We start from the raw sequence: 21,821 nt of genomic DNA, 5'->3' as shown, positions 1-21,821 counted from the left end.
CAGATTGCCAGCCAATTACAAAGGGGGAAGTGTACATGCGAGTTGCATTGTTTTCCGATACGTATCATCCTCAAGTGAACGGAGTAGCAAGAACGTTGAAAAGGTTGACGAATCATTATGAGAAAAGAGGGATTGAGTACAAAGTATTCGTTCCGGATACTCAAGAGAAAAAAGGATCCTATCCAAATGTACACTCCTTCACAAGTTTTCCTTTTTTCTTTTACCCAGAATGCAGAACAGCTATCGCCAATCCCAAAACGATTGAAAAGCAATTGAAAGATTTTTCGCCCACCCTGATTCATGTAACCACACCTCTTACCATGGGACTGTATGGGGTCCGTGGGGCAAAGAAAATGAATCTCCCCCTCGCAGCCTCTTATCACACCCATTTTGATCTGTATTTGAACTACTACAAAATGATGTGGGTGACCCCATTATTGTGGAAATATATGAAATGGTTTTATTCACAGGCGGATCGAATTTTTGTCCCTTCGAATGAAACGAAAATTCATTTAGAAAAACAGGGTTTTACCCACTTATCCATATGGGGAAGGGGAGTCGATTGTCAGACCTATTCCCCTGAAAAACGGAGTTCTGAACTAAGGAGAAAATACAATATTAACAAGAAATACATTCTTCTATATGTAGGCCGGTTGGCGCCTGAAAAGGACCTGGATACACTCTGGAAAACCATTCAGCATCTTCCCGAAAAATTAAAGAATCAGGTTCAGTGGGTTATTGTAGGCGATGGACCCATGAAGAATGAACTGATGGAAAAAACCAAAGGAGAAGATGTCCTTTTTACAGGTTATGTAACAGGAAAAGAACTCGCGGAAGTGTATGCATCCTCTGACCTATTCGTCTTTCCATCTGCTTCAGAGACGTTTGGAAACGTGGTATTAGAAGCGTTCGCATCCGGTTTACCAGCGGTGGTGGCTGATAAAGGGGGCGTGACGAATATAGTAGATCATGACCAAACAGGAAGAATAGCGGAAGCCCATCACTACCCTTCATTTATTCACCATATCGAGGAAATATTACATGAAGACCGTCTTCTGGATATGAAACGAAAGGCTCTCCAAATGGCTCAAAACCAATCCTGGGATAGCATCTTTGATCAACTTATTATGGAATTTGGAGAAATAGGCTTCTACCGAAATCAAAAACAAATGCTTGGGTGAAGATACTTTTCAGCCTATCTTATAAATGAGCGTAAAGGATCTGAAAGAGGTCCTTTTTTTATTCTACTATTCTATCTATGTGGACAAGTTCATAAACTATAGGGAAGGGAAGGGAAGGAGAGGATGGTATTGAATCATGCTGGAAACGATTTTGGAGAATGGACAGATCTTGCCACGCGGCAGATGCTACATAATTTGATAGAAAAAAAACAAAAGTTTGATAAAGCCAAAGTGTTGCACCTCTATAGTTTATGGGCAGCACTGTTTGCTACCTTCTTTTTTCTCTATTATGTGACGAAATATGTCATTGGGCCTTATTCTTATTCATTTGCAGAGATGTTTTCTGTATTTGTGTCCAGCTCTTTTCATTTATTTATTACGATGTTACTAGTTGGACTCTTCGGCGCTACAAAAATCTTATATGAAAAAAAAGAGAAAAAAGAAAAAGAATATCATGCATTAAGGTGTGAAATCATTGATCGAAGTAAAGATTTATGGAAAGAGGAAGCGTGGAAAAAAAGGCATCATGTGTTTGAAAAAATGAAACGAGAATGGGATATTAACTTATTTCATGGAAGTAAGTGAGATGCAAGCACTAAAAAACGAGTCCATGGGATACTCGTTATTTGGTGCTTATTTTGAAATGGAAAAAGGGTCGGCCCATTCTCCCTTTACACGATGAAATGAGCCAATTCAGCATTCCCATTCATTAAAAGAACACCTTTTTATCCCTCTCGTCCTTAAGTATTTCCACTGCCTCACGGAAGCGTTGGGAGTGGATGATTTCACGTTCTCTTAAAAACCTCAAGCCATCATTTAAATCTGGATCGTCACTCATATTTATTATCCATTGATAGGTAGCCCTTGCTTTCTCTTCAGCAGCGATATCTTCATATAAATCAGCAATCGGATCTCCTTTTGCCGCTATATACGATGTAGTGAATGGAACACCCGCAGCATTGTGATAGAAGATCGCTCCATCATGATTAACATAATGAGGGTCGAGTCCTGCGTCCTTCATCTGCTGTGGTGTTGCATCTTTTATCAATTTATAAACCATCGTTGCAATCATTTCCAAGTGAGCGAATTCCTCTGTACCAATATCCGTTAACAATCCAATGACTTTGTCCGGGATGGTATAGCGTTGATTTAAATACCTTAGGGCAGCGGCAAGTTCACCATCTGCACCACCATATTGCTCAATCAGAAATTTAGCCAGTTTCGGATTGCAGCTACTCACTCGAACAGGATACTGAAGCTTCTTCTCATAAACCCACATTGTCACTGCACCTCCTTATTTCTTTAAACTTGCCATGGCCACGGAGCGTCTTTCCAATCCCAAGGGTAATTGGAATAGCTATATCCAAAGTTGGTCAAAGGACCAAATTCCTTTTCAAATTTCTTCTTAATTTGTTTTCGGGTTTTTACGTACATATTATATTGAGAGATTGCATCATAATCTTCTGGGTGTGTATCGAGATATAGCGTAAGATCGAGAATAACGAAATCAACGGCTTGTAACTCTTCCAGCACTTCATAATAATGGGGGGGAAGCTGTTTCATGTCAGTTTACTCTCCCTTCATCTTTTCATAGGGACTATAGTAGGGATCATAAAACACTTTCCAAAGAGTGCCTTTTTGTAACGCTTCCTTAGGTGAATATTGTTCCAGGTTGGGAGGCTGGAATCCTAAGTAAAGGTTTGGAGGAGTTGAATAAACCTTGCGTGTGATAGGCTTACACGGATCGAATGGACTTACATATGGATAATAAGCTTTATAAAATTCATGCATGATAATCCCTCCTTTAAAGAAAATCCTTCGTAACAACATATGAAATAGACAAATAGAACATGTTAATTAATTTATATTCTTTAATATGAAGGGAAAACCTGTGAAAATGTTGAATACTAAAAAGGTAGGATATTAATAATGAGGTGGTCAAATGTTTGTTAAGAGTGCCATGATACCGAAACACAAATGCTATGTGGTAGATGAAAATGATTCAATTGAAAAGACGCTTACAGTACTGGAGCATCATAAAATTGATGGAGTACCAGTCCTCTCGAATGATGAATATAGAGGGGTAGCAACTCGTTACAATATCTATCAGAGCTTCTTCCTTTCAGGGATGGATAAAGAAGCCTTTCTCAGGGAGAAAAAGGTTCGAGATATTATCGCGGATACCGACAAACATATAACAGAAAAAGATGTATTTGAAAATGCATTGATTGAATTAAAGGATTCTCCGATTCTCCCTGTCGTAGGGGCAGATAAAAAATTCCTTGGTCTGATTACCCGCTTTGATGTACTTGATCAATTCAGAAGTGCATTTGGGATGGATCAAAAAGGAGTCCGCATCGCCTTTTCTTCTGTGGAAACAGAAGGAAGGATTGCCCGCCTTGGGGATATCATTCAACAGTATTCAGAATCGGTCATATCCCTTGTTACCTTTGATGAAACCGATAAGTTATTACGACGTATCGTACTAAAGGTAGAAAAGAAGGATAATATGGATAAATTCCTTCATAAGTTAGAGAAATCAGGATTCCGCATTCTTGATATTCAAGAAGATGAATAATTGACCGAAACCCTGTATGAAAAAAAATCCCTCTCATAAGATTTATGGGAGGGATTTTTTTGATCAATCATACTGCTAAACTGCTTATCACGTTTCTTTTAGGGTATTTATTCATTAAATGGTTTCCGGCAGCAGAATTACTTGACAGCTCTGAGTTCATTGTTGAATTAGTCTTAAATCCGGTACCATTCTTTGCGGCAATGATTGCTTTCATGGGAGGGTTATTGGTTCAAGGTAGTTTATTGAAATTTGAATTGTATTCTATTCTGAGATTAATGAATGGTAAACTACATAAAGAATTACTCATCATTCCATTTCATCTAGTGATCATCTATTTACTAAGTTGTTTTGGGATGTGGCAGACAATTGCTTTTTCCTTTTTATCCATTTTTTATGGTATTATTTCTATAGATTTTCGCCGACAAGGAGGCCACAATGCTTGAATTTAGTCTTTTATTACTAGCAGGGGGAGTCATACTCCTCTTTTTTATGTTATATGAAGCACGTCGAAATGTTGTTAAAACGGAAAAGGTGAAGCTTCCGGATTTTCCTGATGATATGAAGCCGATTTCCCTGTTCTTTATATCAGATATTCATAAACGGGAAGTTTCAGATGACATTATAGAAGTAGTGAAGGGAAAAACCGATCTTGTCATTATTGGCGGTGACCTTCTTGAAAAAGGAGTTCCATTTTCAAGAGTTGAACGAAATTTAGATAAACTGCTGACGCTTGGTACTATATATTTTGTATGGGGCAATAATGATTATGAAGTGGATACGAACCGGATGAAGGAGATATTCAAACAAAAGGGAGTCATTGAAATCGTAAATGATTCAGTTAAAGTACCTATCCATAACGGGATGATTAACATGATTGGAGTAGACGATGAGAGTACGCAAAGAGCTTCCTACCCTTCTGCTTTAAAGAAAACATCCCCCCACGAATTTAATCTTTTAATCAGCCATGACCCGAGACTTGTTAGGCAGGTACGAAAAGAAGAGGGTATTGACTTGATGTTAAGCGGTCATACACACGGGGGACAAATTCGCTTGTTCGGCTGGGGATTGTATAAAAAAGGAAGACTTGAAAAACTCCCTCAGACCACCCTATTAGTAAGTAACGGCTATGGGACCACTGCACTTCCATTACGCTTGGGAGCTCCGGCAGAAACCCATTTGATGATAATCGATAAAGAATAAAAATGAACATTTGTTATTCATTACCTATACAAATTTTACACAAATCAGTTTCTCGATTATAATTTCAGAGAGAAGAGAATTACTTGGGGGACTATTTATGAGCAATGATAAGAAGTTAGAAGGCAAATACAATATAAAAGCTGTGTCCACAATTTTAGGAATTCAACCAGGTACATTAAGGGCATGGGAGAGAAGATATCATATAATTGCTCCTGTACGAAATGAATCGGGTCACCGTCTATACACTGAACAGCATTTAAATATACTAAAATGGCTGGTTGAAAAGGTCAACCAGGGATTTACCATAAGTCAGGCTGTTGCCCTGCTTGACAAACAAGAGCTGGAAGAAAATGAAATCACAACCTCTGAACAAAAGGACCGTACTCAGAGCCTCTCAGATGATTTGTTGAAAGCCCTCTTAAGTTTTGACGAAACAAAAGCACATGAATTAATCAACCAGTCGTTTGCTGTTTACACGATTGATAAAGTAGTGATTGATATCCTGGGCAGCCTACTGGTGAAAATCGGAGACCTGTGGGAGAACGGGAAAATCACGACTGCACACGAACATTTTGCAACATCGATACTCAGGTCTCGCATCGGCATCATCATGCACTCATTTCCACACAACGGTATCTTACCTAAAGTAGTGGCGGTTTGTGGCCCTGGGGAATGGCATGAATTAGGATTGTTGATCTTTACTCTTTATGTAAGAAGAAAGGGATTTGAAGTAATTTATTTAGGTTCCAGTATAAAAGAAAATGATATAGAAACGGTTCTTGACGAAGTGAATCCTAAGTTTTTGTTCTTTTCATGCACCTTACGAGAAAATGTAGACAACCTGCTGTCACTTGTCACTTCATTAAAGGTTGAGCGTGAAGACCTGGAAATTGGGATCGGCGGGTTTGCAATAGACACTCTCCCAGGAGACAAAAAAGAGCAATTCCAGGAACACATCGTAGGACAAACCAAATCCGATTGGGAACAATGGCTGAAAAGTAAATTATAAGCGGATTATGCACTGTTTTCTGCCCCTTACATAGTATGGTGATAAATCGCACACTCTAGGGGGTACGAAGATGAAGCTCGAAAGAATTTCTGACAACAAAATAAAATTTTCCATTAGTGTGGAAGAATTAGAGCAAAAAGGCTTATTTGAACAGGATCAATGGAAAGATTCCTATATGTGGCATGATCTTTTTGAAGATATGCTGGATGAAGTCCAAGGGAAGTTCGGCATCGAAACACAGATGGAAATCACCGTGGAGATTGAGTCATTTGATGATCAGGAAATATGCATGATCCTCACATTGGAGTCAGAAGATGACTTTTCTGATTGGGAAGAAGAAAACGGTATCATGAAGTCCGTGAATGATCATGATGTGCTCGTATATTTTGATGATTTCGAGGATGTACTGAACCTCCTTAAGCGCATCAACGAATTGAGCAAGGTAAACAATCGTCTTGTTCAGTTAAGTATTTATTATTATGAAAATAATTATTACTTACTTATAGAAAATTTACTAGAATGCGATAGCATTATTTTGGAGGCAATTTGCGCTGAATACGGCCAGTATTCAAACATTTCGAAATATATCCTTATGGAATATGGCCGTGCCGTCTTACTAAAGGATTCCATTGATAAGATTTTGTTTTATTTTTGATTGCGGTATGTGGGACCGTATCTTTACCCCCTTTTGATATATGTTTTACTATGATTGAAGGATATATAGGTATTGTTTTGCACTTTTAGGGTGATTCCTGGAAGTGTTTTTTTGTTATGGGGATGGTTGCTGTGATTCAAGGATCTCATATGTCGAGGCGGACTGACCAAGCCGCCTCCGCTTTAGTGTCATCCAGCTCCGGCGGCTAGTCCCTCGAGGTCATAAGCTAAATTGGCCAAGAAGGCAAAGGACGCCTTCCCGGTCAATTCATCTTATGCTTGTCGGGCCTGAACGAGCCGCCTCCGCTTTAGTGTCATCCAGCTCCGGCGGCTAGAGGCTCGAGGTCATAAGCCAAGTAACCCAAAAAGGCAAAAAGCGCCATTCCGGGTTACTCGTCTTATGCTTGTCGCCCCAGGGCGAGCCACTTCCGCTTTTCGATATGTCCAGCTCCGGCGGCTAGAGGCTCGAGGTCATAAGTCAAACATGCCAAAAAGGCCAAAAACGCCTTTCCGGCATGTTCGACTTATGCTTGTCGCCTCTGACCAAGCCGCCTCCGCTTTTCGATTATGATAGCGTTTTCAAAAAAATGCTCTTTTTTTAATTTTCCTTCTTTGCAAGAGGAAATCAAACGTGTATACTATGTCATGAAAGCGGACGAGGATCCGTTAAACAGTGAAGGATACTGGGAGGTTTACATACATGGTAGCCGAAAAGGGGAAAGAAAATTACCAAGCATCTGAACAACACGATGTACTGAAATCTACACAAACGGTTATTCATCTTGCACTTGATAAATTGGGGTATTCAGAAGAAGTATATGAATTATTAAAAGAACCTGTACGTATGTTAACAGTTAAAATACCAGTCCGGATGGATGACGGGAAAGTAAAAGTTTTCACGGGATACCGTGCTCAACATAATGATGCAGTTGGACCGACAAAAGGGGGGATTCGTTTTCACCCAAATGTTACAGAAAAAGTAGTGAAAGCACTGTCTATATGGATGAGTTTGAAGTGTGGAATTGTCGACCTTCCGTACGGTGGAGGTAAAGGGGGAATCATTTGCGATCCCCGGGATATGTCATTTAGAGAATTAGAGCGGTTGAGTCGTGGTTATGTACGTGCGATCAGCCAAATTGTCGGGCCGTCTAAAGATATTCCAGCTCCTGATGTCTTCACTAATTCTCAAATCATGGCTTGGATGATGGATGAATACAGCCGAATAGATGAGTATAATTCTCCAGGGTTCATTACAGGGAAACCATTGGTGCTAGGAGGATCTCACGGTCGCGAAACGGCAACCGCAAAGGGCGTGACGATTTGTATCCATGAAGCAGCCAAGAAAAAAGGAATTAAGCTTGAAGGGGCAAGAGTCGTCGTGCAAGGCTTTGGTAATGCTGGAAGTTTCCTGGCAAAGTTTATGCATGATGCAGGTGCAAAGGTGATTGGGATTTCTGATGCTTACGGTGGTCTTCATGATGAGGATGGCTTGGATATCGATTATTTGCTGGATCGTCGGGATAGCTTTGGAACGGTTACGAAACTATTTAATAATACGATTACAAATGAAGAACTATTAGAGCTTGATTGTGACATTCTCGTGCCTGCAGCAATTGAGAATCAGATTACAGAAAAGAATGCTCACAATATTCGGGCAAGCATTGTGGTGGAAGCTGCCAACGGCCCTACTACATTGGAAGCCACGAAAATCTTGACAGAGCGGGGAATCTTATTAGTGCCGGATGTCTTAGCATCATCAGGAGGAGTGACGGTTTCCTACTTTGAATGGGTACAAAATAATCAAGGATACTATTGGTCTGAAGAAGAAGTGGAAGAGAAGCTGGAAAAGATCCTAGTCAGCTCCTTTAATAATGTATATGAAACTTCGCAGTCCAGACGAGTCGATATGAGACTAGCGGCTTATATGGTAGGCGTTAGAAAAATGGCAGAAGCATGCCGATTCAGAGGTTGGATTTAATTTAAAGTACTGAGGGTGAGATGGACGCTATCTCATCCTTTTTTTATTTGGCTTTTTTATTAAAGGTATTAAATAGTATTGTACGATAAATTTAGCTGTTATTAGAGATAATATTGAAGACAGGACTAAAAGATGCGAGTGCTTCCTTTTGACCTAAACACAATCTTATTCCATAATAATTGAGTAGAGAATATTTACATCTGAAGTGCACGAAAGTAAATCACCATTCAGATAGAGGAATTTAAGGAGTGTCTGAATTTGAAAATGGAAGAATGCATTATTGTTGGTGGGGGACCTTGTGGGTTGTCTGCAGCTATTAGTTTAAAAGAAAAAGGAATCAATCCTTTAATCATTGAAAAAGGGAATATCGTGAATGCCATTTACCACTATCCCACTCATCAAACCTTTTTCTCATCAAGTGAGAAGCTTGAAATCGGTGACGTTCCTTTCGTTATCGAAGAACATAAACCAAGAAGAAATCAAGCACTCGTGTATTATCGTGAAGTGGCGAAACGGAAACAATTAAGAATCAACCGATTCGAGACTGTTCATAAAGTTGAAAAGCAAAATGACCGTTTCTCCGTTTACACTTCTAAGGGAAGGTATGAAAGTAAGTCGATTGTCATTGCGACCGGCTACTATGATCATCCTAATTATTTAGAGATTCCAGGAGAAAAATTACAGAAGGTGTTTCATTATTTTAAAGAAGCGCATCCCTTTTTTGACACTGATGTGGCAGTGATAGGAGGGAAAAACTCAGCGGTCGATGCAGCACTTGAATTGAATAAAGCGGGAGCAAGAGTAACCGTACTTTACAGGGGAAGTGAGTACTCAAAGAGTGTGAAGCCTTGGATTCTCCCGAACTTTGATGCCCTTGTCAGGAATGGCGAAGTAACGATGGAATTCAACTCGTGTGTAGAGGAGATTACGGAGGACTCTGTAATTTACAATGTAAAGGGGGAGAAAAAAGAAATCAAAAATGACTTTGTGTTTGCCATGACTGGTTATCACCCGGATCATACTTTCCTGACTAAAATGGGAATTGATATTGATAAGGAAACAGGAAGACCTGCCTATCATCCTGAAACGATGGAAACGAATGTAGAAGGTGTCTATATTGCAGGTGTCATCGCTGCAGGTAACAATGCGAATGAAATCTTTATTGAAAATGGCCGTTTGCATGGAGGATTAATCTCTGAATCCCTTATCCAAAAAGATATATGATGAAAAGAAAGAGGCTCTAAATGTGAGCCTCTTTCTTATATAATGGTTACTTTTTGGCCGAACGGAGAGACAATGTTAATTCTTGAAAATCGTTTCTAATTCTTTGAGGTCATCAGTTTGGGAAAGAGCAACCATTAATTTAATTCTCGCCTTTTGCCCATTAAGACCATTTGAGAAGATAACCCCTTTTTCTTTCAGTTGTTTCCCCCCGCCTGAATAGCCGTATATATCCTGAACAATCCCATTAAAGCATCTCGAAACCAGGACAACAGGAATATTTGCAGCTAACAGCCCATTGATTCCATTGACCGTATCAGGTGGGAGATTTCCTTGCCCCAATGCTTCAATCACCACCCCATCAAATTGTAAATCTTTTATTGCTATCAATAAGCCAGAGTCCATTCCGGCATAAGCCTTGATCAGCGTCACTCTCTTTGAAATGTCACAAACATGATAGTGTTCACTTGAAGTAGGCTGGTGATGAAAGAGAACGCCCCTTTTCGTCACAATGCCTATCGGGCCATACTGTGGGCTTTGAAAGGTAGATACATTGCTTGTATGAGTTTTGGTCACGTTTTTAGCCGAATGGATTTCGTCATTCAGAACGACCAGAACACCTTTGTTTTTTGACTTGTCATCAGCTGCTACCCTAATGGATGAAATAAGGTTATATAACCCGTCCGCTCCAATCTCATTACTTGATCTCATTGCTCCTGTCACGACAAGGGATACTGGAAGAGAAAGGGTCAAATCCAGGAAGTAGGAAGTTTCTTCGAGCGTATCTGTTCCGTGGGTAATGATGACTCCGTCAAATGATTTTTCCCTATATTTTGTTTCGATTATCTCTTTTAATTGTTGCATATGCGCCGGTGTTATATGGGGGGAAGGTAAGTGAAATGCTTCAACGACTGTTAAATTTGCTAAATTCGATACGATGGACGTTTGTACTGAAAGAGGGTTTTCCTTCCCCGGAATTACCGCACCAGTATGTTCGTCCTCCATCATGGAGATCGTACCGCCTGTATGTATGACCAAAATATCTTTCTTCATCATTCATTCCTCCAACCAAATAAATTCCTATTTCCATTACTACATTATCATGATACGATTAAGAAAACCGAAAGAAAAGAGGACTTTTTTATGCTGGTGATTTTATCAGCGGGTATAGCACCAGGATTAGCATTGCTAAGTTACTTTTATTTACGGGATGAATATGAGGCGGAACCTGTTACGCTAGTGTTCAAAACCTTTATGTATGGGGCCCTTATTACTTTTCCTATTATGTTTTTACAATATGTTTTAGAAGTTGAAGGGATAATTGCTTCAACCTGGTCGACGGCATTTATTTCTTCCGGACTCTTTGAAGAATTCTTTAAATGGTTTATATTGATGTTTGCAATCTTCCAACATGTTGATTTTAACGAGCCTTATGATGGAATTATCTATGGTGCAAGTGTGTCACTTGGATTTGCTACTGTTGAGAATATTTTGTATTTGGTTGCAAACGGTGTAGAGCATGCGTTTGGTAGGGCGATCCTGCCAGTTTCGAGTCATGCGTTGTTCGGTGTCATTATGGGATATTACTTAGGGAAAGCAAAGTTCTCCTCCAGTGAAGAAAGACATAAGTGGCTTTTTATTGCGATTTTTGTGCCCATCCTGTTACACGGAACATATAATTACATCTTTTTATCCGAGAAAAACTGGGTCTATTATATGGTTCCATTTATGTTTTTCTTATGGTGGCTGGGTTTGAAAAAAGTGAAAAGTGCTCATCGATTAACAGAAAAGAAATATACGGGTAATGAATTCGAGAAAGAAATTATTTAAGAGACGCTTTCTATTTGAAGCGTCTCTTTTGCTTTTCAGATACCCTTATTCCCGGCAAAAAAGAACCGCCCTTTTGCTGGAGGCGGTCCTATATACTATTTATTTGTAAGCAGCTGCCAGGTCGGTTTTGGGTGCTTCTTTCCGTTTCACTTCCTCAATTTTATTCACGAACATTTGAAACACTTTTCTTTTTTCATCCAATTCACGTATGTATTCCTTTAGTTCATTGTACTTTTCTTCAAAAGGCTTATGATACATTTCCCTGATATTATCAATGATTTCCTCATTCACTGTTGATTGGATGACTTGCTTTGTAATGCCGTATTTATATGAATACACCTTCAGTTCCTTCTTTATCTCTTCGTAGTCAGTATTAATCTGATCCAACACCTCTGAAATATCTTCTTTCCACTCATCTAATGATTTTGCTAAATAATCTTCCATCATGACCTCCCCCTTCGATTTGTTTGAAGTAATCCTTTTTCCATTATAACTCCGATTGTTTACATGGCTTTTGCTGGTACATTACAGAGTCTTATCAAAGTGCTTGCAGCCCAAGATCGAAATGCTTCCGCATTTAGACTTGCTAATTTTTATTATTCACTTGTATAAAATGGGAGCCTCTACAAAAACTAGAGTTAATGTTAATTGAAGATATGGAGGTTAAAGCATTATGAATAGTCGCTTCAAATTGATTTCTACTTCAGTCGTCATGGTGCTTATGTGTTCTCTTTTTATGATTTCATCTGAAGGAGAGAAGGCAGACGCTTTTTCTAATCAAGTAATCCAACATGGCGCAACAGGTGAGGATGTAATCGAGCTGCAATCCAGACTTCAATATATCGGATACTATAACGGTGATATTGATGGAGTATTTGGGTGGGGCACATATTGGGCTCTAAGAAACTTTCAATATGAGTTCGGACTTCCCATTGATGGTTTGGCAGGACCGAAAACGAAACAAAAACTGGTGAAAGCATCAAAGTATAACAAGCAATTTGTAAAAAAACAAATTGAAAAAGGCAACAATTTCAGCCACTATGGCGGAACAGATTTAAATAAACAAAAAGGTCCTGAAGGCGGGAAATCCGGTGGGAAAGCAGCTCCTCAAAAGAAGCCAGCTCCTAAACCGACACCTACGCCATCCAAGCCAACTGCAGTGAATACGCCTAATGGATTTTCACAAAACGACATTCAATTGATGGCAAATGCCGTATATGGAGAAGCTCGTGGTGAACCGTATGAGGGACAAGTTGCAGTAGCGGCAGTGATTCTCAATCGAATCGACAGCTCAGCATTCCCGAACACAGCTGCTGGGGTTATCTTTGAGCCTGGTGCCTTTACAGCCGTAGCAGATGGACAAATATGGTTGACTCCAAATGAACAAGCGAAAGAAGCAGTTTTAGATGCCATAAACGGCTGGGACCCTTCTTCAAGTGCTCTCTATTACTTTAACCCTGTGACAGCAACAAGCAAGTGGATATGGTCACGTCCACAAATCAAGAAAATTGGAAAGCACATATTCTGTAGTTAAAGAGGTGAATTAAATTGCTACGTGTCATTCTTATTACGGTACTCGTCCTTGGTGTTGCAGGAACCGCTTTCTGGGGTTATCAAGAGCATCAGGAAAAAAATGCGATATTAATCAATGCTGAAAACAACTATCAAAGAGCGTTTCATGAGTTAACTTATCAAGTGGATCTGCTTCACGATAAAATCGGTTCGACTCTTGCAATGAATTCAAGGAAATCATTATCTCCGGCCCTCGCCGATGTGTGGAGGTTAACTTCACAGGCACACAGCGATGTAGGGCAGCTTCCATTAACACTTCTGCCTTTTAATAAAACAGAAGAGTTCCTGAGTAATATTGGAGATTTCAGCTACCGAGTAGCAGTGAGGGATTTAGACAAGAATCCATTAACGGATAAAGAATATAAATCGCTTGAAAATTTATATGAGCAAAGTGCAGATATTCAGAATCAGTTAAGAAAGGTTCAACATCTGGTTATGGAGAACAACCTGAGATGGATGGATGTAGAGCTTGCTTTGGCGTCTGGAAATGAACAGGCTGATAACACCATTATCGATGGTTTTAAAACCGTTGAAAAAAATGTTTCCGGATATGATGAAGCAAACTTTGGTTCTACAACATTTGTGAATACCGAGAAGAAAGACCAGAATTTTCAGAAGATTAAAGGGAAAGAGATTTCAAAGAACGAGGCTGTTTCAATCTTAAGAAAATATTCCGGGATAAGTGAGAAGGTTGATGCAAAAGTAACAAAGAGCGGAAAAGGCTCTGACTATAAATTTTATAGTGTTACGGTTGAAAAAGGTAAAACCCATGCAAGTATGGATATTACTCAAAAAGGTGGGTATCCAATCTGGTATATCAACAATCGGGAAGTCCAGGAAGCAAAAATCAGCTTAAATAAAGCGGCGGAGAAAGCGACTGCCTTCCTGGAGGATAACGACTTTGAGAAATTAGAACTATTTGAAAGTGCACAGTATGACAACATTGGTATTTTCACCTATGTGACAGTATTGGACGGTGTAAGGATATATCCGGACTCTGTTAAAATTAAGGTAGCATTGGATAATGGACAAATCGTCGGTTTTGCTGCCGAAGAATACTTGAAGAATAATCATGACAGAGAAATCGGACAACCGTCCATTACACAAGCAGAAGCTAAAGAAACGACAAACCCTAATCTAAAAGTAATGGAAGAACGCAAAGCGGTAATTGTGAATGATCTTAATGAAGAAGTGCTATGCTACGAATTCTTAGGTATGCTGGGTAAAGATACCTTTAGAATATTTATCAATGCAAACACAGGAGAAGAAGAAAAAGTAGAGAAGCTCAGAAAAGCAGAACCGATTTATGAAGAAGTCGTCTAAGCTTTTAAAGGGACGGACCTCAGATGTGGAGGTCCGTCCCTATTCTTTAGATGTAGAAAAATTCAGAATAGAGATTTAAAAAGGTATGGAAAGGTGAGGAATGTCATGCCATAATATAGATACACAAAACGGGAAGTGGGAGTATTTTACTATGATAAAAATAGGCACAACGTTGCAGTTGGAACCCATACATAATGATAGCTTTGAACGGTATAGGTGCCGGGTCGTTGAGATCGGGGAAGAAGGGCTCTTTATCGATTACCCTATTCATACAAAAACAGAGAAAGCCGTCTTCTTAATAGATGGTACACAACTTAAAGCAAGCTTCATCGTTCATGAACAGACAGTACTTATGTTTGAAACAGAAGTGAAGGGTCGCAAACTATCGAAAATACCCATGATCCACATTCATTATCCAGGTGAGGAAGGTTTAGAAAAGGTCCAAAGAAGACAGTTTGTGCGAGTGGAAGCGAACACAGATATTTCAATAAAAATAAATGAGAATTATTTTCCTACGATTACAGAGGATATAAGTGCAGGAGGATGCGCGGTATTGGTGAGAGAGGGAATGGACCTAAAAAGTGGTTCTAACATATCAACTACCATCGTTTTACCTATGCAAACGGGTGAGAACCAGTATGTAGAAATAGAAGGGAAAGTTATCCGCGTCTGGGAAAAAGGTCACAAAAAAGTTGCAAGTATTGAATTTGTACATTTAACAGAAAATCAACGTCAGCTTATTTTAAGATATTGTTTTGAAAGACAGTTAAATTTAAGAAAAAAAGGGTTACTTGAATAAAATTCCACAATTTACACATACTTTTTCTATAATTATGAATAGGAAAAGGGTGATTACAATTAAATCCGTTGAGCGAATATTAATCAAGTTAGTCATTATTCATTTCATTTTATTAATAGCGGTACAATTTGTCATCCATGAATTAAATATCCTTCCGGAGCTCAATAAGATCGTTTTTTATGAAGGCGTCGAAAAAATGGAGTACAGCGAAATAGTCGAAACCTTATCCGGTAAAGCAGGTAATTGATTGCCTGCTCTTTTTTTTTGAATAAAGATTCTTTCAACGTGGTGTGAGATTTATGTTAAAATAGGTAAGAAAATTATTAGGAAATTAAGTAGGTGGATTAGTTGAAGAAATTAAGAATTGCGATCGATGGTCCTGCAGCTGCAGGGAAAAGTACTGTGGCGAAAATTGTAGCAGGGAAATTATCTTATCTTTATATTGATACTGGGGCGATGTACCGCTCATTAACGTATAAAGCTTTGAAACAGAATATAGACTTGCATGATGAAAATGAGTTGAAGGAATTATTAGCTCAAACAAAAATCACGCTTGAACCGACTGAAGATGGTCAAATTGTATATGTAGACGGAGAAAATGTGACAGATGAAATTCGTCAAGCCGTCGTTACCAATTCTGTATCTCATGTGGCGGTTCATTCTCAAGTTAGAGAAGAGATGGTGAATAGACAGCAACAGTTAGCTGAACAGGGTGCTGTTGTAATGGATGGAAGAGATATCGGGACTCACGTAATTCCTGACGCTGAAATTAAAGTATTCCTATTAGCGAGTGTAGAAGAAAGAGCTCAAAGAAGACATGAAGAAAATGTATCGAAAGGATTTCCTTCTGACTTGAAGCAATTGAAAGAAGACATCGCTCGCCGTGATAAAATCGATTCAGAAAGAGAAGTGGCTCCTCTTAAGAAAGCGGATGACGCAATTGAAATAGACACAACTTCATTGTCCATTTCAGAAGTAGTGGATCAAATTATGATGTTAGTAGAAAGGAAAGGTTAATGTGAACTTGTATTCCTTTGCTAAAGGTCTCGTTAAATCGATTCTTACCCCTCTATATCGTATCGAAGTACAGGGGTTAGAGCATTTTCCTAAGGACGGGGGAGTCCTGTTATGTGCCAATCATATTGATAACTTAGATCCGCCGGTGGTAGGGATATCAGCTCCCAGACCTGTTTCGTTCATGGCTAAAGAGGAGCTTTTCAGTGTCCCGGTATTGGGTAAGCTATTACCTGATTTACGGGCATTCCCGGTCAAAAGGGGAATGAGTGACAGGGAAGCACTCCGGAAAGGTTTACAGGTTCTTAAACAAGGTGATGTTTTAGGACTGTTTCCAGAGGGTACTAGAAGTAAGACAGGGAAAATAGGTAAGGGATTGGCTGGAGCCGGATTCTTTGCTCTTCGTTCCGATGCTTACGTTGTACCATGTGCGATCATAGGACCATATAAACCCTTCAAGAAATTAAAAGTCGTTTTCGGGCCCCCCATTCCTATGGAAGGCATTCGCGAAGAGAGATTAAATGCAGAGAAAACGACTGAGATTATCATGCAGAATATTGAAAAACTCATACACGAGCATTAATAACATGAGCTTTCTCGCTTGACAAATAGTAGTATTTATTAGAAGTTAGTAGAAAGAATATTTTAAATTGTGAAGTCTCACAATTATCAAAATCTTTGCAGTCATGGATTAAGGAGGAGTACATAATGGAAGACATGAATGGAATTGAAGTGAAAAATCTTGAAATTGGTGAAAAAGTTAAAGGAACAGTCACTAAGGTTGAAGAGAAACAAGTCTTAGTTGACGTTCAAGATAGCAAAGTGGATGGCATCATTCCAATTAGTGAACTCTCAAGCCTTCATATCGAAAAAGCTTCTGATGTAGTCAGTGAAGGGGATGTACTTGAGTTAATCGTGACGAAAGTTGAAGAAGAACTTCTGGTTCTTTCTAAACGTAAAGTAGATGCAGAAAAAGCATGGGAAGAAATGAAAGTTCGCTTTGAGAATGGCGACGTCTTTGAAGCGGAAGTGAAGGATGTTGTAAAGGGCGGACTTGTAGTTGATCTTGGGGTCAGGGGTTTCGTTCCTGCATCATTAGTGGAAGATTATTATGTTGAGGATTTCTCGGACTATAAGGATAAAACTTTAACGTTCAAGATTGTGGAATTGGACCAGGAGAAAAATCGTCTAATCCTCTCACACCGTGCTGTTGTAGAAGCAGAAAAGCAGCAGCAGAAGAAACAGCTTCTTACGGATATTGAATCTGGTGCTGTCCTTGAGGGTACAGTTCAGCGTATTACAGATTTCGGAGCGTTCGTAGACATCGGTGGAGTAGATGGATTGGTCCATATTTCTCAGCTCTCCCATGAACACGTTGAAAAGCCTTCAGACGTAGTAACCGAGGGACAAAAAGTACAAGTGAAAGTATTAAGCGTCGATCGTGACAACGAACGTATTTCACTATCCATTAAAGAAACACTACCTGGACCTTGGAGTGATATTTCTGAGAGAGCCCCTAAAGGCAGTGTCCTGGACGGAGTGGTTAAACGCTTAGTATCTTATGGAGCATTTGTAGAAGTGTTACCTGGTGTCGAAGGGCTTGTTCATATCTCTCAAATATCACACAAACACATCGGTACCCCACATGAAGTCCTTCAGGAAAATCAAGAAGTGAAAGTGAAGGTACTCGATGTTAACGAGAACGAGCAGCGCTTATCGTTAAGCATTAAGTCCCTTGAAGAAAAAGAGGAAGAAGTAACGGATTACGAAATGCCCGAAGAGAATACCGGTTTCCAATTGGGTGAAATGATCGGTGACAAATTAAAAGACCTTAAGTAATGGTGATGAATAGTGACAAGAGCTCAAAGAAAACAAGACCACATTAACTACGCTTTATCAACTGGTCAACAGCGCAGAACAGGTTTTGATGAAGTTGCTTTTGTCCACCAGGCCTTACCGAATATAGCAGTAGATGAAGTTCATCTACAAACACAAATTGGCGAACTTAATTGGAGTTCGCCAATTTTCATAAATGCTATGACAGGGGGCGGTGGAGAATCAACCTCTAAAATCAATGAAGAATTATCAATCCTTGCACGGGAAACCGGTCTGGCGATAGCTGTCGGTTCTCAAATGTCTGCCCTTAAAGACCCTTCTGAACGAAAGACATATGAAATCGTTCGCCAGAATAATCCAAACGGAATCGTTTTTGGGAATTTAGGGAGCGAAGCAACTGTTCAACAGGCAAAAGATGCCGTGGAGATGATTAGAGCCGATGCCCTTCAGATCCACTTAAATGTCATACAGGAATTAACCATGCCTGAAGGTGACCGTGACTTCAGAGGCGCCTTGGAGAGAATACAGGAAATTGCTGGTGGTATTTCAGTACCTGTCATTGTGAAAGAGACGGGTTTTGGTATCAGTAAAGAGGCTGCGGAATCCTTGTCCCGCTCAAATATTTCAGCCATAGATGTTGGAGGCTTTGGTGGAACAAACTTCTCGAAAATCGAAAATCAACGACGAGAACGAATGTTGGATTTTTTCGATGATTGGGGGATTCCTACTGCCATAGCAATCGCTGAGAGCCATGCAACATCCTTGAAGCCGATTCTTGCTTCCGGGGGTGTCCAGAATAGCTTAGACATCGTCAAGTCTCTAGGTTTAGGGGCATCCGCTGTAGGGATGGCCGGAGTCATTCTCAAACAGCTTCTGGAATCCGGTCTAAAGGATACCATTGATGAAGTGAATCAGATTCATACGGATATTCGGTTTTTAATGTGTGCCCTTGGGTGCAGACGGATAGATGAACTCCACAGAGCACCGCTTATTTTGTCCGGTGATGTGTATCATTGGTTGGAAGTAAGAGGATTGAATCCTGGAGAATATAGTAATAGGACGTTTAATAAGTAAAAAGAACGAATTCTCTTTTGAGAATTCGTTCTTTTTTGTTGCATGAGTTGAGTTGTGTTTTTTTTTTTTTGATATTTTTGTAAAACGGCTGGATTATGCCATGATCCGGCTGGATTTTTGTTCAAAACGGCCGGATTCCAGACCATTTCCGCTGTATTTTCATTTAAAACGGCCGAATTAAATAGAATTTCGGCTGGATTATTGTTTGCCCATGAAATTTCCAAGCCCAGTATGCTTGTCGGGCCTGGGCAAGCCGCCTCCGCTTTTCGATATGTCCAGCTCCAGGGGCTTGGGGCTCGAGGTCATAAGCCAAGTAACCCAAAAAGGCAAAGAGCGCCTTTCCGGGTTACTCGTCTTATGCTTGTCGCCCCAGAGCAAGCCCCTTCCGCTTTTCGATATGTCCAGCTCCGGCGGCTAGAGGCTCGAGGTCATAAGTCAAACATGCCAAAAAGGCAAAAAGCGCCTTTCCGGCATGTTCGCCTTATGCTTTTCGCCTCTGATCAAGCCGCCTCCGCTTTTCGGGTTACCTCTGTTCTCTTTTGGCTTCTTCCGGTCCTTGCAGGCTTGTTGCTCCGTTGTAGTGCAGGCCCTGGTCCCGGTCTGATTCTACTCGTTTGCTTTGTTTTAGTTTCTTTTCTTGACGATCTTTACCCATCGTAAACACCTCCCTTTCTTATTTTTTCTTTGAAAAGTTGATTCATACATGAATGAGATACATAAAGATTTTCCATAATGTAGATAATAGGAGGGAGTGAGCGATTGTGGATGGGATCCTGTATTTTTGGTTGCTTTGGGGAATTTGGATTTATACGACGTTTATGATGAAAAAGGCACACCCATATCGTTTCCGTTATTCATTCATGTGTTTAGTGCTATTATGCCTGTTTCCTTATGGTGTGAAAGTAGGTTCTGTGGAGGTCGCAGCACCGGTTTTTATTATAGGTCTTATTTGTATCCATTACTTAAGAATTTTCAGTTTGAGAGAGAAGTTATACATGCTTGTAGCCATTCTGACGATGGGGATGCTATATGCAGGCATAGGATTAGTGGCTATTTATGATCCTGTCCTTATGTTCATTGATCGAAACCTTATCATTGCTCTATTCCTTGCTTTCCTGGGTGTTCTTTTCTATAGCTCATCTTCATACATGCACCGGATGATCGCAATTACAGGGAGCAGTATAGTAGGAGAGGTCTTTCTGAGCATTCCATTAAAGAAGGTAGGGTTTATGTATCCTATCGGTGGTCCTGTTTATCTGGATGTCTTGGCTATTTCTACTGGAATCCTTCTGACCATCAAGGTGTTTGGAGAAATAAATCAGCTATTTAACGTCAAAGTACAAACAAACAAAGGGGAAATGAAAAATCTATGAATGAGTATGTGTATCCGGTCATCTTCGGAGTAGTAGTGGGGACATTAACCAGAATTTATATGCTGCGTACAGACTATCGCCAATATCCCACTTATTTGCATGGGAAGATTATACATATCGCTCTTGGATTCATTGCTGCTGGCCTAGGTACTATTGCGATTCCTGCTTTGCTTGAGGAGAACTTTACGGCCATTACCTTTTTGACCGTTGCTGCTTCTCAATTTCGGGACGTACGAAATATGGAGAGAAATACATTAACAGAATTAGATGCTTATGAACTTGTTCCGAGAGGGGCTACATACATCGAGGGAATCGCCATAGCCTTTGAAAGTCGTAATTACTTGGTTATTTTCACTTCTCTCTTAGCCACTATAGCCTTTATTGTGTTTAACTTCTATGTTGCACTTTTGATCAGTGCGATTTGTATGTTCGCTTCTCATAAATTGATGGCTGGAGGCAGGTTGAAAGACATTGTAAACATCGAATATGTTAAGCCTCATTTCGATGGAGCAGGACTTTACGTTGATAATATTTATATCATGAATATCGGATTAAAGGTAAGGCAAGAAGAAATTTTAAGGTATGGAATGGGGTTTGTTCTTTCCCCAAAATCATTTGATGCCAGATCGACGATAGCAAATCTTGGTCAAAGGCAAGCGATTCTTCATGATATGTCTACTTCGTTGGGGATTTTTAAAGATTCAGGAACTCCTGCATTAACCCCCCTTGCTAAAAGGGATTTGGATGATGGACGAATAGGTGTATTCCTCCTTCCCCAGAGGAAAGATGTTGAAAAAGCGATTGCCATTCTGGGGCAGGTACCGACTTTGGAAAATGCGATAAGAATGCCGTCTGAATCAAAGGCAAATAAAGAAGGGGGAGATTAGAGTGAGTACATCTATCCAGAAGTTTATTCTCGCTACGGTTACGACATCCCCTGAAAAGGTTCCAAGTGGAACAAGCGTCTTTTATTGTAAAACAGATGAAGAATTGCAGAAAATCTGTGCGAATTTAGAGGCGATACTGGATGGCATTGCTCATGAACTGGATGAAGGGCTATTTATCATTGTAAAACATTGATTGCCAGTTTATTCTTTTATTGATAGAATAGTTAAGTTAGGGGGGGACTGTCCCATAAGGAAACGAAACCTTAAGGGCCAGTCCTTCTTATGCATAGAT

Annotated in this window: 27 protein-coding genes; 21 read left to right on the top strand and 6 right to left on the bottom strand. The window is 39.9% G+C overall.

The genetic code is table 11. The features are described 5' to 3' along the window. Positions 1 to 35: 35 nt before the first annotated feature. Positions 36 to 1,181, top strand: coding sequence for a glycosyltransferase family 4 protein (locus ACCB35_RS13870; protein ID WP_374054198.1), 1,146 nt, complete (start codon positions 36 to 38; stop codon positions 1,179 to 1,181). A 129-nt stretch (positions 1,182 to 1,310) separates the two neighbouring features. Next, positions 1,311 to 1,766 (top strand): DUF2663 family protein, encoded by a 456-nt coding sequence (locus ACCB35_RS13865; protein ID WP_374054197.1) that lies wholly within the window; start codon positions 1,311 to 1,313, stop codon positions 1,764 to 1,766. Between the two features lie 124 nt (positions 1,767 to 1,890). Here ACCB35_RS13865 and ACCB35_RS13860 read toward each other — a convergent pair whose 3' ends face one another. From ACCB35_RS13860 to ACCB35_RS13850, 3 genes are read right to left on the bottom strand one after another with little or no spacing between them, the layout of a single operon-like run. Beyond that, positions 1,891 to 2,460 (bottom strand): manganese catalase family protein, encoded by a 570-nt coding sequence (locus ACCB35_RS13860; RefSeq protein WP_044340144.1) that lies wholly within the window; start codon positions 2,458 to 2,460, stop codon positions 1,891 to 1,893. 23 nt (positions 2,461 to 2,483) lie between these two features. Further along, positions 2,484 to 2,744: a spore coat protein CotJB gene (locus ACCB35_RS13855; protein ID WP_044340145.1), complete on the bottom strand. Its 261-nt coding sequence runs from the start codon at positions 2,742 to 2,744 to the stop codon at positions 2,484 to 2,486. A gap of 6 nt (positions 2,745 to 2,750) precedes the next feature. Next, positions 2,751 to 2,972, bottom strand: a complete 222-nt coding sequence (locus tag ACCB35_RS13850) for a spore coat associated protein CotJA (protein ID WP_044340146.1) — start codon at positions 2,970 to 2,972, stop codon at positions 2,751 to 2,753. 151 nt (positions 2,973 to 3,123) lie between these two features. On the opposite strand from ACCB35_RS13850, the gene ACCB35_RS13845 reads away from it, so the two are divergent. The 7 genes from ACCB35_RS13845 to ACCB35_RS13815 all read left to right on the top strand — a co-directional run bounded on the left by ACCB35_RS13845 (position 3,124) and on the right by ACCB35_RS13815 (position 9,824). Further along, a complete protein-coding gene (locus tag ACCB35_RS13845; RefSeq protein ID WP_374054196.1) occupies positions 3,124 to 3,759 on the top strand; it encodes an HPP family protein in 636 nt (211 codons plus the stop codon). A gap of 59 nt (positions 3,760 to 3,818) precedes the next feature. Then, positions 3,819 to 4,202, top strand: a complete 384-nt coding sequence (locus tag ACCB35_RS13840; protein WP_374054195.1) for a hypothetical protein — start codon at positions 3,819 to 3,821, stop codon at positions 4,200 to 4,202. Further along, complete coding sequence (locus ACCB35_RS13835) at positions 4,195 to 4,959, top strand: metallophosphoesterase (RefSeq protein ID WP_374054194.1); 765 nt, start codon at positions 4,195 to 4,197, stop codon at positions 4,957 to 4,959. Before ACCB35_RS13840 ends, ACCB35_RS13835 begins: the two co-directional genes overlap by 8 nt. 97 nt (positions 4,960 to 5,056) lie before the next feature. After that, positions 5,057 to 5,968: a B12-binding domain-containing protein gene (locus tag ACCB35_RS13830; RefSeq protein WP_374054193.1), complete on the top strand. Its 912-nt coding sequence runs from the start codon at positions 5,057 to 5,059 to the stop codon at positions 5,966 to 5,968. Between the two features lie 70 nt (positions 5,969 to 6,038). Next, positions 6,039 to 6,623: an adaptor protein MecA gene (locus ACCB35_RS13825; RefSeq protein ID WP_374054192.1), complete on the top strand. Its 585-nt coding sequence runs from the start codon at positions 6,039 to 6,041 to the stop codon at positions 6,621 to 6,623. Between the two features lie 699 nt (positions 6,624 to 7,322). Further along, positions 7,323 to 8,600, top strand: a complete 1,278-nt coding sequence (locus tag ACCB35_RS13820; protein ID WP_374054191.1) for a Glu/Leu/Phe/Val dehydrogenase — start codon at positions 7,323 to 7,325, stop codon at positions 8,598 to 8,600. Between the two features lie 258 nt (positions 8,601 to 8,858). Continuing rightward, positions 8,859 to 9,824 carry a YpdA family putative bacillithiol disulfide reductase gene (locus ACCB35_RS13815; protein ID WP_374054190.1) on the top strand — a complete coding sequence of 322 codons (966 nt, stop codon included), beginning with the start codon at positions 8,859 to 8,861 and terminating at the stop codon, positions 9,822 to 9,824. Between the two features lie 75 nt (positions 9,825 to 9,899). Here the strand turns inward: ACCB35_RS13815 and ACCB35_RS13810 are convergent, their stop codons facing one another. Continuing rightward, the gene (locus ACCB35_RS13810) at positions 9,900 to 10,877 is read right to left on the bottom strand and encodes an asparaginase (protein WP_374054189.1); all 978 of its coding nucleotides are present in this window, start codon (positions 10,875 to 10,877) and stop codon (positions 9,900 to 9,902) included. Between the two features lie 87 nt (positions 10,878 to 10,964). On the opposite strand from ACCB35_RS13810, the gene prsW reads away from it, so the two are divergent. Further along, the gene (prsW, locus tag ACCB35_RS13805) at positions 10,965 to 11,651 is read left to right on the top strand and encodes a glutamic-type intramembrane protease PrsW (protein WP_374054188.1); all 687 of its coding nucleotides are present in this window, start codon (positions 10,965 to 10,967) and stop codon (positions 11,649 to 11,651) included. Between the two features lie 99 nt (positions 11,652 to 11,750). On the opposite strand, the gene ACCB35_RS13800 is transcribed toward prsW, so the two are convergent. Then, positions 11,751 to 12,095: a hypothetical protein gene (locus ACCB35_RS13800; protein ID WP_044336282.1), complete on the bottom strand. Its 345-nt coding sequence runs from the start codon at positions 12,093 to 12,095 to the stop codon at positions 11,751 to 11,753. 268 nt (positions 12,096 to 12,363) lie between these two features. Between ACCB35_RS13800 and sleB the strand changes: the two genes are divergently transcribed. The 8 genes from sleB to fni all read left to right on the top strand — a co-directional run bounded on the left by sleB (position 12,364) and on the right by fni (position 19,269). After that, positions 12,364 to 13,185: a spore cortex-lytic enzyme gene (gene sleB, locus ACCB35_RS13795; protein ID WP_253275476.1), complete on the top strand. Its 822-nt coding sequence runs from the start codon at positions 12,364 to 12,366 to the stop codon at positions 13,183 to 13,185. A 14-nt stretch (positions 13,186 to 13,199) separates the two neighbouring features. After that, on the top strand, positions 13,200 to 14,546 hold the full coding sequence (gene ypeB / locus ACCB35_RS13790; protein ID WP_374054187.1) for a germination protein YpeB: 1,347 nt from the start codon (positions 13,200 to 13,202) through the stop codon (positions 14,544 to 14,546). A gap of 151 nt (positions 14,547 to 14,697) precedes the next feature. After that, complete coding sequence (locus tag ACCB35_RS13785) at positions 14,698 to 15,345, top strand: flagellar brake protein (protein ID WP_374054186.1); 648 nt, start codon at positions 14,698 to 14,700, stop codon at positions 15,343 to 15,345. 34 nt (positions 15,346 to 15,379) lie between these two features. Then, positions 15,380 to 15,592: a YpfB family protein gene (locus tag ACCB35_RS13780; RefSeq protein WP_374054185.1), complete on the top strand. Its 213-nt coding sequence runs from the start codon at positions 15,380 to 15,382 to the stop codon at positions 15,590 to 15,592. Positions 15,593 to 15,693: 101 nt separating this feature from the next. Next, on the top strand, positions 15,694 to 16,362 hold the full coding sequence (cmk, locus tag ACCB35_RS13775; protein ID WP_374054184.1) for a (d)CMP kinase: 669 nt from the start codon (positions 15,694 to 15,696) through the stop codon (positions 16,360 to 16,362). Between the two features lies 1 nt (position 16,363). Next, positions 16,364 to 16,942 carry a 1-acyl-sn-glycerol-3-phosphate acyltransferase gene (locus tag ACCB35_RS13770; protein ID WP_044336292.1) on the top strand — a complete coding sequence of 193 codons (579 nt, stop codon included), beginning with the start codon at positions 16,364 to 16,366 and terminating at the stop codon, positions 16,940 to 16,942. A gap of 122 nt (positions 16,943 to 17,064) precedes the next feature. After that, entirely contained in the window at positions 17,065 to 18,198 is a 1,134-nt protein-coding gene (rpsA, locus tag ACCB35_RS13765) for a 30S ribosomal protein S1 (protein WP_044337917.1), read from the top strand. A gap of 12 nt (positions 18,199 to 18,210) precedes the next feature. Next, positions 18,211 to 19,269 (top strand): type 2 isopentenyl-diphosphate Delta-isomerase, encoded by a 1,059-nt coding sequence (gene fni / locus ACCB35_RS13760; protein ID WP_374054183.1) that lies wholly within the window; start codon positions 18,211 to 18,213, stop codon positions 19,267 to 19,269. Positions 19,270 to 19,792: 523 nt separating this feature from the next. Here the strand turns inward: fni and ACCB35_RS13755 are convergent. After that, the gene (locus ACCB35_RS13755) at positions 19,793 to 19,924 is read right to left on the bottom strand and encodes a YpzI family protein (RefSeq protein WP_082051080.1); all 132 of its coding nucleotides are present in this window, start codon (positions 19,922 to 19,924) and stop codon (positions 19,793 to 19,795) included. 163 nt (positions 19,925 to 20,087) lie between these two features. On the opposite strand from ACCB35_RS13755, the gene ACCB35_RS13750 reads away from it, so the two are divergent. The 3 genes from ACCB35_RS13750 to ACCB35_RS13740 are packed head-to-tail and all read left to right on the top strand — an operon-like array spanning position 20,088 to position 21,722. Continuing rightward, the gene (locus ACCB35_RS13750) at positions 20,088 to 20,642 is read left to right on the top strand and encodes a hypothetical protein (protein WP_374054182.1); all 555 of its coding nucleotides are present in this window, start codon (positions 20,088 to 20,090) and stop codon (positions 20,640 to 20,642) included. After that, the gene (locus ACCB35_RS13745) at positions 20,639 to 21,529 is read left to right on the top strand and encodes a YIEGIA family protein (protein WP_374054181.1); all 891 of its coding nucleotides are present in this window, start codon (positions 20,639 to 20,641) and stop codon (positions 21,527 to 21,529) included. Before ACCB35_RS13750 ends, ACCB35_RS13745 begins: the two co-directional genes overlap by 4 nt. 1 nt (position 21,530) lies before the next feature. Beyond that, entirely contained in the window at positions 21,531 to 21,722 is a 192-nt protein-coding gene (locus ACCB35_RS13740) for a hypothetical protein (RefSeq protein ID WP_044336302.1), read from the top strand. Positions 21,723 to 21,821 lie beyond the last annotated feature (99 nt).

Origin of the sequence: Rossellomorea sp. FM04394, from assembly GCF_041889765.1 — a bacterium.
GTDB lineage: Bacteria > Bacillota > Bacilli > Bacillales > Bacillaceae_B > Rossellomorea > Rossellomorea aquimaris_B.
This window is presented reverse-complemented; position numbering and strand designations above follow the sequence as displayed.

What these genes read in the sequence shown, in the direction of transcription:
- ACCB35_RS13870 (WP_374054198.1), top strand. Translation starts at nt 36, where the DNA reads ATGCGAGTTGCATTGTTTTCCGATACGTATCATCCTCAAGTGAACGGA.
- ACCB35_RS13860 (WP_044340144.1), bottom strand. Translation starts at nt 2,460, where the DNA reads ATGTGGGTTTATGAGAAGAAGCTTCAGTATCCTGTTCGAGTGAGTAGC.
- ACCB35_RS13855 (WP_044340145.1), bottom strand. Translation starts at nt 2,744, where the DNA reads ATGAAACAGCTTCCCCCCCATTATTATGAAGTGCTGGAAGAGTTACAA.
- ACCB35_RS13850 (WP_044340146.1), bottom strand. Translation starts at nt 2,972, where the DNA reads ATGCATGAATTTTATAAAGCTTATTATCCATATGTAAGTCCATTCGAT.
- ACCB35_RS13845 (WP_374054196.1), top strand. Translation starts at nt 3,124, where the DNA reads ATGTTTGTTAAGAGTGCCATGATACCGAAACACAAATGCTATGTGGTA.
- ACCB35_RS13835 (WP_374054194.1), top strand. Translation starts at nt 4,195, where the DNA reads ATGCTTGAATTTAGTCTTTTATTACTAGCAGGGGGAGTCATACTCCTC.
- ACCB35_RS13830 (WP_374054193.1), top strand. Translation starts at nt 5,057, where the DNA reads ATGAGCAATGATAAGAAGTTAGAAGGCAAATACAATATAAAAGCTGTG.
- ACCB35_RS13825 (WP_374054192.1), top strand. Translation starts at nt 6,039, where the DNA reads ATGAAGCTCGAAAGAATTTCTGACAACAAAATAAAATTTTCCATTAGT.
- ACCB35_RS13820 (WP_374054191.1), top strand. Translation starts at nt 7,323, where the DNA reads ATGGTAGCCGAAAAGGGGAAAGAAAATTACCAAGCATCTGAACAACAC.
- ACCB35_RS13810 (WP_374054189.1), bottom strand. Translation starts at nt 10,877, where the DNA reads ATGATGAAGAAAGATATTTTGGTCATACATACAGGCGGTACGATCTCC.
- prsW (WP_374054188.1), top strand. Translation starts at nt 10,965, where the DNA reads ATGCTGGTGATTTTATCAGCGGGTATAGCACCAGGATTAGCATTGCTA.
- ACCB35_RS13800 (WP_044336282.1), bottom strand. Translation starts at nt 12,095, where the DNA reads ATGGAAGATTATTTAGCAAAATCATTAGATGAGTGGAAAGAAGATATT.
- sleB (WP_253275476.1), top strand. Translation starts at nt 12,364, where the DNA reads ATGGTGCTTATGTGTTCTCTTTTTATGATTTCATCTGAAGGAGAGAAG.
- ACCB35_RS13785 (WP_374054186.1), top strand. Translation starts at nt 14,698, where the DNA reads ATGATAAAAATAGGCACAACGTTGCAGTTGGAACCCATACATAATGAT.
- ACCB35_RS13780 (WP_374054185.1), top strand. Translation starts at nt 15,380, where the DNA reads ATGAATAGGAAAAGGGTGATTACAATTAAATCCGTTGAGCGAATATTA.
- ACCB35_RS13755 (WP_082051080.1), bottom strand. Translation starts at nt 19,924, where the DNA reads ATGGGTAAAGATCGTCAAGAAAAGAAACTAAAACAAAGCAAACGAGTA.
- ACCB35_RS13750 (WP_374054182.1), top strand. Translation starts at nt 20,088, where the DNA reads ATGATGAAAAAGGCACACCCATATCGTTTCCGTTATTCATTCATGTGT.
- ACCB35_RS13745 (WP_374054181.1), top strand. Translation starts at nt 20,639, where the DNA reads ATGAATGAGTATGTGTATCCGGTCATCTTCGGAGTAGTAGTGGGGACA.